This is a genomic window from Shewanella sp. SR43-8, assembly GCF_014163775.1.
Lineage (GTDB): Bacteria > Pseudomonadota > Gammaproteobacteria > Enterobacterales > Shewanellaceae > Shewanella > Shewanella vesiculosa.
The window spans coordinates 559,577-572,751 of sequence record NZ_JACJDX010000001.1; the positions used below are offsets into that span (position 1 = coordinate 559,577).

A 13,175-nucleotide genomic window follows, 5' to 3' on the forward strand; every position below is an offset into this window, starting at 1 on the left:
AGCGGCTTAACCGCCATGGCCCGTCTATTTCACCCTTAAGCATACTTTGAGCAAACAGATGACTATGCGATAATCATGCCCATCAACTGCCGTTCATTAGGTCATCATGTCACAAGCCTTTGGTTATACTGCTGAATATGTACTCGATAAGTCGTACTTTGAAGAATGCTATCAGCAATCAGTTAATCCCAATCCGTCACCAAAACGTTTTATTAAAACCGCTGTGTTTGCATTGATTGGTTTGGCTATTTTAATGCTCGACGCTATCAGTTCTGCGGCCATGAGCACCAAAGAAACCTACTATTTAGGCTACTTTTTCATTGGTTTAGCGGTTGTTGAGTTTTTAAGTATTCGCTTTAATAAAACCTGGTGGTTATGGCGTCAAATGATGAGTAAAGCGGCAGGTGAACATGTCAATCTTACCATCGATGATAAAGGCATCAACAGTCAGTCGCTGCATGTAAATCAACAGATTTTATGGACTGATATTTATCGGATTACTGAAACGGATAGCGGTTTATTAATAAAGCTCGAAAAAACCACTACGTATTTATCTAAGCGTTGTTTAGATAAAAGCGCCATTGATTTTATCATAGAGAAACAATAACTTAGGCATTATTCCAGCAATGAATAACTTGGCGATTACGCTAGCGCAATCGCCACTCGTTGACGAATATCACTCAGTAACTCAGCCTCAAACCATGGATTACGGCTCAGCCAAATATTATTACGCGGGCTAGGATGTGGAAGTGGAATGTAACATGGCCCAAAGGTGCGCCATTGCAGTACGGTTTCGGTTAAGGTTTTCGGTTTATCGCTTAAGTAGTACTGCTGTGCATATTGGCCCACCAGCAAAATCAACTTTACATTTACGAGTTGCGCTAACAACAGACTGTGCCATTTAGGCGCGCACTCAGGTCTTGGCGGTAAATCGCCAGACTGGCCCTTACCGCTATAGCTCCCAGGAAAGCAAAAGCCCATCGGCATGATAGCGATTTGCTTCGCATCGTAAAACACCTCTCGGGTGATGCCTAACCATTGGCGTAATCTGTCGCCACTGGCATCGTCAAATGGGATCCCCGACTGATGTACCTTGCGACCAGGGGCTTGACCAATGATCAAAATTCTCGCTTGGGGATCGATTTGCACCACAGGACGCACACCATTAACTAAGCTAGAAGCACAAAGCTGACAATTTTTGATTTCAGTCAGTAACCCTGTCATATCAATCCCATACATTTTGCATATAAAATCATAAAAAGCCCTTAAATAACCCTATCCAAGGGAACTAAGCTACAGTAGTATTTGTCGAAATAATAAAGTTCTCCCAAGAAGGAACACCCATGCAAGCATCCCGTATTACCCTAACCACATTAGCTGCAATATTCATCAGCAGCATAGCAATCAGTTTTAGTGCAGCAGCCCTTCCTCAAGCACCAATAAAAGATGTGGTGTCTTTAAAAGATGCTTGTAAGCAAATTGCAGTTGAAGATCAACTACCTGAATCTGAGGTTGGATCGTTTTTATTAGACTGTGTGAACGACCAGTTAACTGAAATGGGCTATGAACGGGTTACTAGCCTAGATTAAACAATATTATCGCTATCGTGAAAGTATCAACTAACGCGATAAAAAAACGCCTTTATGGCGTTTTTTTATCGGTGATTCAAACTTAAAATGCTTGGCAAAATATGCCAATCGATGCGCCAATCCCAACAAACCAAGTCAATGATCGCATGGTGCCATAATTCAATAAATACATCACATGGTAAACCAACCGCGCGACCACATGCACAATCGCTAATAACGCAACCATATCAGTCACATTATTGGTGATTAACGCCGTTAACACAGCAATACCAAAAATGATTAACGACTCAAACGCATTTTGATGCCCAGCAGCCGCTCGTGCACCATATCCGGTTAACTGAGCTTGCTGCGACCGCGGGTGGTTATTGTCATATTTGCCCAATTTAGCCATTGCCATTGCTAACGGTACTTTTGCCACATAAGGCAATAACATCGCAATCAATAAACATATCAGTATCGTCTGCATAATCTGTCCTTTTTATTAGTTATTAGTATTATCAAGTCAATGCTATCGATAAAATAGTCAACTTACCTCGTCTTATTACGCCATCGTAAGTTAACACATCCACAAGATTTCAGTCACTTGTCTTGACGGTTACCTGAAACTGTTTTCCACTGAGATCGATTGTTAGGGGCAAACGTTAAGCTTAATGAATCAACGGCTGAGTCATTAGCGTGATGACATAAACATCCATCTGAACAGTAAGTCGCTAACGCCTATTAACTCTGTTGAGCAGGTAACCAGACTTTGACACTTAAGCCCCCTTCCGGGCGACTTTGCAGGCTAATTCGGCCACCGTGAGCTTCAATGATTTCCCGGCATAAGGGTAAACCAATGCCAGTACCAGACTGCTTGGTAGAATAAAAGGGCAACAGTGCCTGCGACAATACTTCGCTAGACATCCCCGAACCTTGATCATTCACTTTTATCAATAAACCAGCAACTGGATGGGTAATATCTTCAAAAATCAGCGCGACACTATCGGCATCCGCACCTGATTCATGGGCATTTTTAAGTAAGTTAATCAGTACTTGTTCAAGTTGAACCGCATCAAGCTTAATCGGCATTTGCGGCAGAGGCGATAACACCTGAAACGGATATTGCTGCGCCAGCTGTTGGGTCATCTTAGACCAATCAATTAGCTGTTTTTGTGGTAAAGGTAACTTAGCAAACTGGGCGTAATGAGAAATAAACTGACTTAAATGACTGGTGCGATTTTCAATAGTATCAAAAATCAGTTGCAGCTTAGTGTTGTCTAAATGTTGAGTTAAAAACCTACCTGAGTTAACCATAGAAGCGATAGGAGCCACTGAATTATTGAGCTCATGGCTGATAATGCGGATCACCTTTTTCCACACGGCGACTTCTTGGCGATTAAGCTCTTTAGTGAGTTGTTTAAGTAAAATTAAATGATGTTGCTGATTATTTTGGGTAAAGCGACCGCGGGAAATATGCCAGGTTTCAACATCATTCTCATCGATACTATCGCCTGAGCTGCTGCCCATCGAAAACAGCCCTTCTTGCTCACTATTTAATGCCGTTTTAAGCGCTTCTGGCAATATCGCAATCAGTTCAGGTAACAACATACCTTCAACTTTAACGCCATGATTAAACAAATGTCTTGCCGCGCCATTGGCATAAATAACTCGCTGTGAGTCATCAATTAATAACATCACATTTGGCGAGTTTTGAATCACTTTATCGAGCATTAACTCGCGCTGATAAATAAATTGTCGTTCGCTGCGCAGTTTTGCCGATGCTTGATTGTATAAACTCACCAAAGCATCAAGTTGCGGCTCACCATAAGGATGCAGCGACACACTAAAGTCGTTGTCTTTAAAGTTTAATAAGCCGATTTCCAACGCTTGCAGGCTGTCACTTAAGCGCTTGGTAAGCCACATACTGCAAAAGTAGCACACAGCCAACATTAGTAGCACAGCCAACCATAGCGAGTTATCACCTAATGTCAGCCACACTAAAGCCCCTGCCATTGCGGCCAAAAGGCAGCTTAACATGTTGCTTAAAACGACTTTAGTGCGTAACGATAACATCATGGCTTAGTGACTCTAATCGCGTATTTTTCCATCCGCCGATACAGGGCTTGCCTGCTTAAGCCAAACGATTTAGCCACTCTGGCAATAACACCATTATATTGGGTTAATGCAGCTTCTATCTGTTGTTTATCAGGCTCAAAAATAAGACCCGCACTGGCATCATCTGACTCATTCTGCTCAAGAGCATCATTAACAAAATATTGATTTTTAACAGCTTCACTTGAATGATGCAGTCTTGAAACCGCAGCCACTTGATTAGCCGTGTTCGGGTTCAAGCCAAAGTCGTGCAGAGTAAGCTGGGCAGATTTTGCCAGTAATACCGCTCGTTTACAGGCGTTTTCTAATTCGCGTACATTGCCTGACCAACAATGGTTAAGTAACGCCTGCTGGGTCGTTTTATCAAGACTAAAGTTAGTGCCAATAAAATGTTTCACTAAGGGTAAAATATCATCTTGGCGTTGATGTAATGGTGGCACGCTCAGTTCAATCACATTTAAACGGTAAAACAAATCTTCACGAAATCGCCCATTGAGAATGTCATCGGCTAAATCGGCATTAGTTGCACTAATTACCCGTACATTGACTTTACGAGTTTGATGGCTGCCTAAACGTTCAAACTCGCCTGTTTGCAGCACTCGCAATAACTTCACTTGACCAGACAAAGGCAAATTGCCTATTTCATCTAAAAATAACGTGCCGCCATCAGCCGCTTCAAAACGGCCCATACGAGTTTTATTGGCCCCCGTAAAGGCGCCAGCTTCTGCGCCAAATAGCTCAGCCTCTAATAAATCTAGCGGCAAAGCGCCAATGTTGACCTTAATAAAAGGTTTATCTTTTAGTGGCGAATTAGCCTGTAAAATATCGGCGATTTTATCTTTACCCGCGCCATTTGGGCCAGTGATCATTACCGACACATCAGAACGAGCCACTTGTAACGCCAAATCAACACAGCGCTGCATCGCGCCACTACCAAATACTAGCCCACATAAATCAGCACCATTAATGGCCGACATCCGCTCACTGTGTATGCGACTTAATTGGCTATTTTGTTGTGATAATCGATAAATAGATAATAAGTTGCTAATGCTATTGAGCAGCTTGGCGTCATCCCAGGGTTTGCCCATGTAATCAGCCGCGCCCGCTTTAACCAGTTCAACAGCAGTTTCAAGTTGAGTCCAAGCGGTCATTAAAATAATCGGTAAATTAGGCTGTAATTTACGTAAACCATAAAACAACTGTTTGCCCTCTTCACCCGAAGTGGTATCACGGCTAAAGTTCATGTCTTGGATCACCAAGCAGATCTCTTTATGAGTGACAATCTCAACTGCAGCTTCTGGCGTGTGACAAAAAATAGCCTGATAGCCATGCAGTTCAATCATCAGCGCAAGGGCTTGGCAAATGGCATGGTTGTCGTCAACAATTAAAATATTATCCATTACTTTGATGTAATTCTCATTGGTTAAACTCCAAAACGCGATGTTGATTGAGCACCTTTGCTAGCCTAGCACGCTAGCGCAAAGCTAACTAGATTGCGAATAAAATCAGCATAACTCTAGACGCTGCGCGTCGCCATCGCAGGTGAAATATTGGCCGCTTTAGCCGCGGGAATAATAACCGCTAGCGTGGTAACTATCAGTAAGCCAACCACAGATGCTATCGGATAAACTACCGGCACCATTGGTAAGCTATACAGTTTCATTAATTGCTGTCCCAATACAAGTGATAACATGCCGCCAATAACACCACCGACAATACAAATCAGATAGTTTTCAACCATAAAATATTCAATGATGTCACGCTTACGAGCTCCCAATGCACGGCGAGTGCCGATTTGTTTGGTGCGACGTTGAATATTAAACATCACCATACCCGTTAATCCTAGCGCAGTAATGAGTAGCAATAACACCACCATAATACTTAATACGGTCGCCATTAAACGGTGGTTACTGTAAGTCAGGTTTCTGATTTCACTCAGAGTTTGAAAGTTATCAAAAACCCGATTGGGATTTTCAGCATGGAGGGCTTTTCGGATAGCGTTTTCTAACGCGGGGATGTGTTCAGGTAATGCCCGTACCATATAAGATTTATTACTGCTGTTGCCGCCAAAATCGATATTTTGGATCACGCTGTATTCAAAGTTCTTGTTATCAACCCAAGCCCCTTGCAGTTTATCAACCACGCCAATAATGGTAACACTTTGCTCTCCTTGATACATGGTTTTACCCAGCGGCGATTCATCCCCCCAAAAGGCTTTAGCTAAGGGTTGCGACACTAGCGCCAGCATGCCGCTATCACTCAAACTGGTATTAATTTCATCTGCCGTAAAGTTGCGTCCGGCAATTAACTTAGCGCCCATCACATTGAGCAAATGCTCGTTACCCAAGTAAAATGCAAAACCTGGAGTACTTTTGGCCGTATCTTCATTTGGGCTGTCAACATAGCGATCCATCCAACCACTGTCACTTAAGGGCAACATATTGCTAGAACTGGCATCGATAACATTAGGAAGTGAACGTAAAATCTGTTGATCTACCTCATTTTGCTTAAGATTATCAACGGCTGGGTCGAAGTTATAAACACTGAATGTGAGTATTTGATCTTCTGCATAGCCCGACTCACGCTGCATTAACGACAAACGCTCGTTAATAATAAAGCTAGCATTGGCGACAATCGCAACAGACAAAATAATCTGTAATAGCAATAAAACCGGCGCGCTTTTACTGCGCAGTAAACTGGATAAAATCGGTTTGATATGTAGCATGGTGATGTCCTTGTTTATAATCCGTTATTGGGCTTTTAAATACACGCTGGGTTTAGTGCGACACACTACCCATGCAGGATAAACCCCTGCCAATATCGCCGTTGAAATAGCGATAATTGGGGTGATAAACCACATACTGAGATCAAGCCCTGTGACACTTTGGTCCACTGAAAAATAGCTGTTTAGCGCCGTTAACGAACCCCATGCCCATAACAACCCGACTACCCCACCAATAAAGCCAATCATGCCCACTTCGACCATGTACTGGCTAAAAATCTGTCCACGGCTAGCGCCAATCGCACGACGGACCCCCACCTCAGGCGCACGCTTTAAAAATTTAGTCAGCAATAAACCGAGAATATTGACTAAGCAAACGCTTAAAAACAGTAAGCTTAAACCGACTAATATTTTGTTATCTTTGGGCACCACTTCATTATCTTCTAGCCATTTGCTGATATCGCTAATTTGCACTGATTCGCCAGCGGTTTTAGCCGTATCAGTAAAGCGGCCAATGGCTCTTTGTTGTTCGACATAACGGATTAACCACGCTAAATAACTTTGTTTTTGCTCATCAGTTTTGAGTTCGGTCCAAAATTGAATCCACACTTTTTCTGACGTTAATCGATCCTTGTAAGTGAGCATGGGTTCAAATCTCCAACCACTGGTGTTGCCCCACACATCAAACTCTTCTTGTTCGGTTAACGAAAAAGGAATAAATATTTCTTCAGCATCATTAAATGCGCCATTAGTTGGATCGTAATATTTAGGCTGTGGATTCCAATCTTCAATCACCCCCACAATCTGATAAGGCTTACGATCTAAAAACACCGTTTTACCCACACTATTTTTGCCTTCAAAAAAGCGTAAATTTAACTTTTGGCTAATGACAACTTGGTAAGCCGGGCGTAAATCAACGCTGGCATCCCAGTAACTGCCATATAAAAATGGTACCGAGAAAATCCTAAAAAAGTCTCTGTCGGTAACTCGCACACTTTGCAATACTGGTTCAATCTTTGGATTATCAGACTGCAAAGCTAACCCAGTACGATAACTGGCAGCTTTAAGGCTTAACTCATCGTTATTACGCAAATTCATCGCATCGATATAAGTAATATTGGCAATAAACTCATCCCACGTATCCAATCCTTGGCTCCACAACTGTACCGAGTTAATCACTTCACTGCGATCACCTGCCGGATTATAAGACATGGTTTTATAGACATTTAACGTGGTAATGGTAATACCAATCCCAATCGAGATGGCTAACACCATTAACATCGATAACATCGGCGTTTTACGTATGCTTCGCCATGCTAAATCGCAATAGTAAAAAAACATAATATTCCCCTTATGCGATTATCGCGTGCCTGTAGCAGCTTGTTGATACATGGAAAAGTCACATACTTGGCCATCGACAATTTGAATATTGCGCTGCGCGCGACGTGCAAGTTCGGAGTCGTGAGTCACCATAATAATGGTGGTGCCTTGTTGATTAATATTCTCAAGCAGCTCCATCACCTGACGCGCCATTAAGCTGTCTAAATTACCGGTAGGTTCATCGGCTAATAAAAATCGAGGTTCGCCCGCTAATGCTCGCGCAATCGCTACGCGTTGCTGTTGTCCACCCGATAATTGTGTCGGTAAGTGCTTCATTCGCGCACCTAAACCCACTTGCTCTAATGCTGACTCGACTCGACGCTTACGCTCACTGGCATTCATACCGCGATAGCGTAATGGTACTTCGACGTTTTCGGCTAAATTGAGATCAGGAATTAAATTAAACCCCTGAAATATAAAGCCAATTTTTTCATTGCGCACTTTGGCACTTTTGTTATCGCTTAAATTCGATACATTGACGCCATCAAGACTGTATTGCCCAGATGAAAACCCTTCAAGTAAACCGGCAATATTCAAAAAAGTGGTTTTACCTGAGCCCGATGGGCCCGTCACTGCCACAAACTCGCCTTCATTCACTTCCAGATTAAAGTCACGTAGCGCATGGGTTTCAACTAAATCGGTTTTGAATACTTTACTGATGTTTTTCATGGATAACATAATGGCTTCCTTGGTTAATTCGGTTGTCGCATCCCAGCGCTTATGGCTGATAATGTGAATCTTACTAATCTGAATACTGTTGTTTTAATGCTTTTTTTAATGCTATGAGTGTTGTTATTATCGGTTTAGGTGATATGTCGTGGTCGCTGATTTGATTAGTGCTGTCAGCGACAGTACCCGCTAGCCGTGGCTAAAACAGCAGCTTAATGTTGACCATGTCGCTAATATCAATATGCAAGCGAACGGCCGGATTGATCCCCGTTAGCCGAGTTGAAACCTGGCTGCTCATGTCAATTAACTGCAAACTCACCGATAACCAATCGGTATGATTATCAATGCGATAACTCACGGCTATTGCGAGAACAAATAAAGCAGCGAGTGCGATAAGCTGTCTACGTTGAATAAAAGTCATTGAATATCCTTACTCAGTTGAGTGTTTCGTTATTTGCTTAAGTCATTAACTTAGTTGCAGACTTGCTTAGCGGATCTGAATATTAGGTTCATTTTTAAAGCTTTCGGTACCTGATATCACCCAAACATCCCCTTCGTCACCGCCTTCAATCACTTCAACTTGGCTCATACTGCGTGCACCCAGTTTGACGGTTTTCTTATGAGCAACCGCATCATTCACTTGATAGGCCACTTCACCGCCAAGATTGAGAAAATCACCGCGTTTTACTATCAACACATTGGGTCTGTTTTCCAGTAATACTCGGGCAGATAAACGCTGATTTTGACGTAATGATAAGGTGTTGCTGTCTGCAAAACGCACTCGGGCAGTCACTTCGCGGTTACGCACCTCAGGTGAAATTGACGACAATTGGCCAACCACATTAACGCTACCAAAACTCAACTCAACATCCATTCCTAAGCCCAACTCATCGGCATAAGATTCTGGCACCGCGAGTTCTGCTTCAAAGGCGGTTAAGTCGACCACTGTTAGCATTGGCTGACTCGGACCGATACGGGCTTTTTGCTCCACTAACCAGTTACCAATGATGCCGCTAACCGGAGCGATAATATTCAGAGCATTGGCTTGACGAGTTAACTCTCTCACCACTAAATCTTGACGTTGCACTTCAAGAGTACGGTTTTTAATTTCAAAACTCAGGGTATCGCGCATTAACTCAACTTCTTGCTGGGCATGCTTATGCAGTAATTTAGCTTTGTGTAAATCATCTTTGCTTTTTTCAAAATCGATTTTGCTGATCAAACTCGACTCAATCAATTGATCGCCACGACGACTTTCACGATCCGCAGCTTCTAAATCCACTGTCGCCATGTCTAAAATCTGACTGACACGAAGTTGCTCGCGGCGGGCGTCTAACTTGGCACGCTCTAAACTGCCCTGCATCCCTTCAAGCATCGACTGCTGCTGTTGCAATTCACTTTGCAAACGTGGGCTCTCAATTTTAGCGACTACCTGTCCTTGCTCAACTTCATCACCAGGTTGGCTCAGTAAAGTCACCACACCTTCTTCAGTGCTATATAAAATCGGCGCATTAGCAGCCACTATTTTACCGGTAGTGGCTATATCACGAACTAAGGTTCCACGAGTGATCGTTGCTAAGCGTAATTCAGCGCCATCAACTGAACGCACCGAACTGTCATGGCCCAAACTCGCCCACACCAATGCACTCATCAATATTGCACCGCCACCTATAATTAAGGGTAAGCGCAACTTACGACCTAACTTAGGCGCAATAACAGTATCTTGGCTACTTGTGTCTTTAATCATCTCAGGTCCTTAGGTACGCACAAACCGCACCCACAACTTCACATTTATACCAAGATAAAGCACAAGCCATGCCAATAGTTATTTATTGTTATTTTTCATGATGATAAGGATTCAAAAAGATAACCGAACACCACAAAAGTGTCCGCGGACAGATGTAAATACTGTCCGGTCATTGAGAAAGTGTCCGAGCGGACACTTTTTGTTTCATGTATAGCGGGGGATTATCTAGTTCACGAACAGAACGATTGATATCTATAGGTAATATGTTTAATAGTTTTTAAATCATTTTTAAACAAAAAATGAGCTAGAACTTCAGTCGTTTCTCGTAGAAATTATGATTTCAACCATAGTCACTTGTTATATTTTTTCTTCAACGATAGCCTTAGCAGCTTCTTTTAACAGGTTATTTCTCTGTTCTTCGAGAGACTTTTTTGCCTCAGGACATGTTGTTAACGTCATGATTTGTTGTAAATATTTAATTTTTTTAGTGTAGTCACGTTCATGAAGAATGAGGCTAATTTCATATCGGAAAAATGCAAGAGCTAGAGTTATCAAATAAGACGTTAAGCCAGCTGTAAAAGAAATGGTTTGCTCCGTAACATAAAGGGTGAAGACTGAATCAGAAGGAAGAGTTTGGGACCATGTGAGGAGAATAAAAGTTATAACGCCAGTTATAGCGGCGCCACTTAATACGTCAGATTTCTTGATACCTTTTGATTGTTGAGGCTCTTTATCACTAGACATGTTTACCACCGGTGTGGTTTTTTACTACCTCCCAAAGAGGATCATCAGGGTAAAGATATAGAATATTAGTTTTTTTAGAGCCATAACTGTCTACAACGACGATTCGTACTTTTCTTGTTTTTAATCGATGAACTAACAATGGCATAAGGTAATATAGGACAACTGCCACAATTATTAGTAGTGATATAACTATAGAAGTTTCCACTGTTTATCCTCGGCTGGTATATGATCTTTAACCTTTGTGATAGTGTAATTTACAGTCGCTTTACCTGTTAGTTTAGTTTTTTCTTTGTACCAAAGCCCTTCAACTTCCAGTAAATCATCTTTAGAAAATTTTTCTTGATTATCAGATACTCGTTTCAAAAATTTTGGATCTGTAATGTACGCGGTAACGCTATTTGAAGGGTTATCTTTAGAAATTAACTTCCACTTAGATCTTGGATTATAGCTCAGAGTTTCTACATAGTAGAAACCAAAAATTTCACCTTCCTCAACTATATGTTTGTGACTTCTCCTCAGCACAAGATTGTTCCTGTCCTCTTTAGTAATCTTAATTTTAGGACAAGACGATATACCATGATCAATAATTAAGGTATCGATACCATCTTCAGTTAAAGGCATAGCAATATCACTAATAGCTAAACGAATTTTAGGATTAGTTAGAATTGCGCACTGTAGCTCATCTAGAACGACCCTATCCCCATCGATATCTATTTCAAAACCTTCAGTTGTCTCTTTGATTACAATTTCTGTAGTACTTAAATCCATTTGACGCAACAGGTTTATAGCGTACTGAATCGAGTTAAGTACAGAGTGGCTAACAGACCTCTTTTCGAGAGACTGTTGCGACTCAGATTCAGACGTAAATAGTTTTAACAACCACCAAAGCGAACCATCTTGGAAGCCACCTTCTAACAAAATTTCGGTTTCAATCTTTGATCTATATATTCTGTTCGCTTCTTTATGAGCTTCACGATAAATCGTATCTAATCCTTCAATACTCGCAGAAACATAAGATGCTTTCATTTGATGAGAACGAATTCTCTTACCTGAACCGTCATAATGTATCTTTATTGACTGGTTGTTAACGAGTTCCATTTTAATCCTTGAAAAATATAACGCCGCACTAAGCGGACTGAAATCGTTGGTTGCAATGTTGAATAACGAAACCTAACCAACTTTTTAGTTCCGTTTAAGTGCCTTATTGGCTTTACAGTCCACCAGAACGTATAGCTCTTAGAGATTGAATTTTTTCTGAAACCAAACTCTCATTAAAATGGTAAGTTTTGCCAGATTTAAGAATAAAGCCCTCTTCCCATTTTAGTAATAGAAATTCTAACTTTTCACTATGGGAAGTTAATTGAATTAAAATAAATTTAACGTCTATTGGTATTTGTAAGCACGCATCATCACGACTATTGTATTCAGTTTCATTGCTGTCATGATAATTAACATCAATGCCAGCACTATCTTCTTTACACCAAACATTATAAATATTTAGCTTTTCTAACGCCTTACCAATTAATTCGATTTCTCTTTGGTTTAGTAGAGTATTCCTTTGGAAGTATTTGACGGTTTTAGCTATTTCATTTGCTTTTAATACAGCAAAAAATGAAGCAATCGCAGCTATTGAAGAAACGATGGGGGCTATTGATTCTAATATTTTTATCACGATACAATTTTCGTCCATGTAAAAAGCTTAAAGCAAATGTGAAATATAATGTAAAGCTAACGTTTTAGTATTTATACGTTTTGCGGTTTGCAAGGCATAAATCGCTTTTTGGACTTGGCCGATGCCCAGTCAAAGTTAATTGGCATGCTTCATACTACAAAAATATTTCATGCTGGTTCTGGGATACAGAGCAGTTTTGAGTCAATTGATATCGAATAGCAGGTAAGTTTTTCATTGAAATTCCTTTTCATCGTATTTTTCTATCTTACATCTTTAAGCCTAACTGTTTCAATGAGGATTATCCTCCCCCCCAATTGAAGCCTCATTTGGCTTCGCGTAACTGTTACATTCAACAGCTCGACCGAAAAAGCCAACAGTTTGAGTTGTTGATTAATATCATCCGGGATTTACTCTAAAACTTCGAGTATTCAATACATTGAGGACGTTGAAGAAAATAGCGTGAGCCTGACAGGACGTCAGGCTAGCTTTCGTTGGCCAGGGATGGCCTATCGGAAGCGTTAGCATTTTCGAATAAGTCCGAAGACGGTTACAAATGAAGTT

The 13,175-nt window shown here is 41.3% G+C and carries 14 protein-coding genes; 2 read left to right on the forward strand and 12 right to left on the reverse strand.

What is annotated here, in order from left to right:
* Positions 1-106 precede the first annotated feature (106 nt).
* Positions 107-607, forward strand: coding sequence for a YcxB family protein (locus tag H5114_RS02380; protein WP_182722079.1), 501 nt, complete (start codon positions 107-109; stop codon positions 605-607).
* A gap of 35 nt (positions 608-642) precedes the next feature.
* On the opposite strand, the gene H5114_RS02385 is transcribed toward H5114_RS02380, so the two are convergent.
* Positions 643-1,230 carry a uracil-DNA glycosylase family protein gene (locus H5114_RS02385; RefSeq protein WP_404948338.1) on the reverse strand — a complete coding sequence of 196 codons (588 nt, stop codon included), beginning with the start codon at positions 1,228-1,230 and terminating at the stop codon, positions 643-645.
* A 113-nt stretch (positions 1,231-1,343) separates the two neighbouring features.
* On the opposite strand from H5114_RS02385, the gene H5114_RS02390 reads away from it, so the two are divergent.
* The gene (locus tag H5114_RS02390) at positions 1,344-1,589 is read left to right on the forward strand and encodes a hypothetical protein (RefSeq protein WP_182697821.1); all 246 of its coding nucleotides are present in this window, start codon (positions 1,344-1,346) and stop codon (positions 1,587-1,589) included.
* 82 nt (positions 1,590-1,671) lie between these two features.
* Here H5114_RS02390 and H5114_RS02395 read toward each other — a convergent pair whose 3' ends face one another.
* The 11 genes from H5114_RS02395 to H5114_RS02445 form a co-directional block, all read right to left on the reverse strand.
* Positions 1,672-2,055 (reverse strand): MAPEG family protein, encoded by a 384-nt coding sequence (locus tag H5114_RS02395; RefSeq protein ID WP_124015634.1) that lies wholly within the window; start codon positions 2,053-2,055, stop codon positions 1,672-1,674.
* Between the two features lie 254 nt (positions 2,056-2,309).
* Positions 2,310-3,641: a PAS domain-containing sensor histidine kinase gene (locus H5114_RS02400; protein WP_182697928.1), complete on the reverse strand. Its 1,332-nt coding sequence runs from the start codon at positions 3,639-3,641 to the stop codon at positions 2,310-2,312.
* Complete coding sequence (locus H5114_RS02405; RefSeq protein WP_182722081.1) at positions 3,641-5,080, reverse strand: sigma-54 dependent transcriptional regulator; 1,440 nt, start codon at positions 5,078-5,080, stop codon at positions 3,641-3,643. The genes H5114_RS02400 and H5114_RS02405 overlap by 1 nt, the downstream gene beginning before the upstream one ends.
* Positions 5,081-5,196: 116 nt before the next feature.
* Entirely contained in the window at positions 5,197-6,405 is a 1,209-nt protein-coding gene (locus H5114_RS02410; RefSeq protein WP_124015632.1) for an ABC transporter permease, read from the reverse strand.
* Positions 6,406-6,429: 24 nt separating this feature from the next.
* Positions 6,430-7,743, reverse strand: coding sequence for an ABC transporter permease (locus tag H5114_RS02415; protein WP_182722082.1), 1,314 nt, complete (start codon positions 7,741-7,743; stop codon positions 6,430-6,432).
* Between the two features lie 18 nt (positions 7,744-7,761).
* A complete protein-coding gene (locus H5114_RS02420; RefSeq protein ID WP_124015630.1) occupies positions 7,762-8,460 on the reverse strand; it encodes an ABC transporter ATP-binding protein in 699 nt (232 codons plus the stop codon).
* A 190-nt stretch (positions 8,461-8,650) separates the two neighbouring features.
* Positions 8,651-8,872 (reverse strand): hypothetical protein, encoded by a 222-nt coding sequence (locus H5114_RS02425; protein WP_182722083.1) that lies wholly within the window; start codon positions 8,870-8,872, stop codon positions 8,651-8,653.
* A gap of 66 nt (positions 8,873-8,938) precedes the next feature.
* Entirely contained in the window at positions 8,939-10,198 is a 1,260-nt protein-coding gene (locus H5114_RS02430; RefSeq protein WP_124015628.1) for an efflux RND transporter periplasmic adaptor subunit, read from the reverse strand.
* 357 nt (positions 10,199-10,555) lie between these two features.
* Positions 10,556-10,942 (reverse strand): hypothetical protein, encoded by a 387-nt coding sequence (locus tag H5114_RS02435; RefSeq protein WP_182722107.1) that lies wholly within the window; start codon positions 10,940-10,942, stop codon positions 10,556-10,558.
* Between the two features lie 189 nt (positions 10,943-11,131).
* A complete protein-coding gene (locus H5114_RS02440; RefSeq protein WP_182722084.1) occupies positions 11,132-12,040 on the reverse strand; it encodes a hypothetical protein in 909 nt (302 codons plus the stop codon).
* A gap of 112 nt (positions 12,041-12,152) precedes the next feature.
* Positions 12,153-12,632: a hypothetical protein gene (locus H5114_RS02445; protein ID WP_182722085.1), complete on the reverse strand. Its 480-nt coding sequence runs from the start codon at positions 12,630-12,632 to the stop codon at positions 12,153-12,155.
* Positions 12,633-13,175: the final 543 nt, after the last annotated feature.

Coding starts and splice junctions, on each gene's coding strand:
- H5114_RS02380 (WP_182722079.1), top strand. CDS start 107: ATGTCACAAGCCTTTGGTTATACTGCTGAATATGTACTCGATAAGTCG.
- H5114_RS02390 (WP_182697821.1), top strand. CDS start 1,344: ATGCAAGCATCCCGTATTACCCTAACCACATTAGCTGCAATATTCATC.
- H5114_RS02395 (WP_124015634.1), bottom strand. CDS start 2,055: ATGCAGACGATACTGATATGTTTATTGATTGCGATGTTATTGCCTTAT.
- H5114_RS02400 (WP_182697928.1), bottom strand. CDS start 3,641: ATGTTATCGTTACGCACTAAAGTCGTTTTAAGCAACATGTTAAGCTGC.
- H5114_RS02405 (WP_182722081.1), bottom strand. CDS start 5,080: ATGGATAATATTTTAATTGTTGACGACAACCATGCCATTTGCCAAGCC.
- H5114_RS02410 (WP_124015632.1), bottom strand. CDS start 6,405: ATGCTACATATCAAACCGATTTTATCCAGTTTACTGCGCAGTAAAAGC.
- H5114_RS02415 (WP_182722082.1), bottom strand. CDS start 7,743: ATGTTTTTTTACTATTGCGATTTAGCATGGCGAAGCATACGTAAAACG.
- H5114_RS02420 (WP_124015630.1), bottom strand. CDS start 8,460: ATGTTATCCATGAAAAACATCAGTAAAGTATTCAAAACCGATTTAGTT.
- H5114_RS02425 (WP_182722083.1), bottom strand. CDS start 8,872: ATGACTTTTATTCAACGTAGACAGCTTATCGCACTCGCTGCTTTATTT.
- H5114_RS02430 (WP_124015628.1), bottom strand. CDS start 10,198: ATGATTAAAGACACAAGTAGCCAAGATACTGTTATTGCGCCTAAGTTA.
- H5114_RS02435 (WP_182722107.1), bottom strand. CDS start 10,942: ATGTCTAGTGATAAAGAGCCTCAACAATCAAAAGGTATCAAGAAATCT.
- H5114_RS02440 (WP_182722084.1), bottom strand. CDS start 12,040: ATGGAACTCGTTAACAACCAGTCAATAAAGATACATTATGACGGTTCA.
- H5114_RS02445 (WP_182722085.1), bottom strand. CDS start 12,632: ATGGACGAAAATTGTATCGTGATAAAAATATTAGAATCAATAGCCCCC.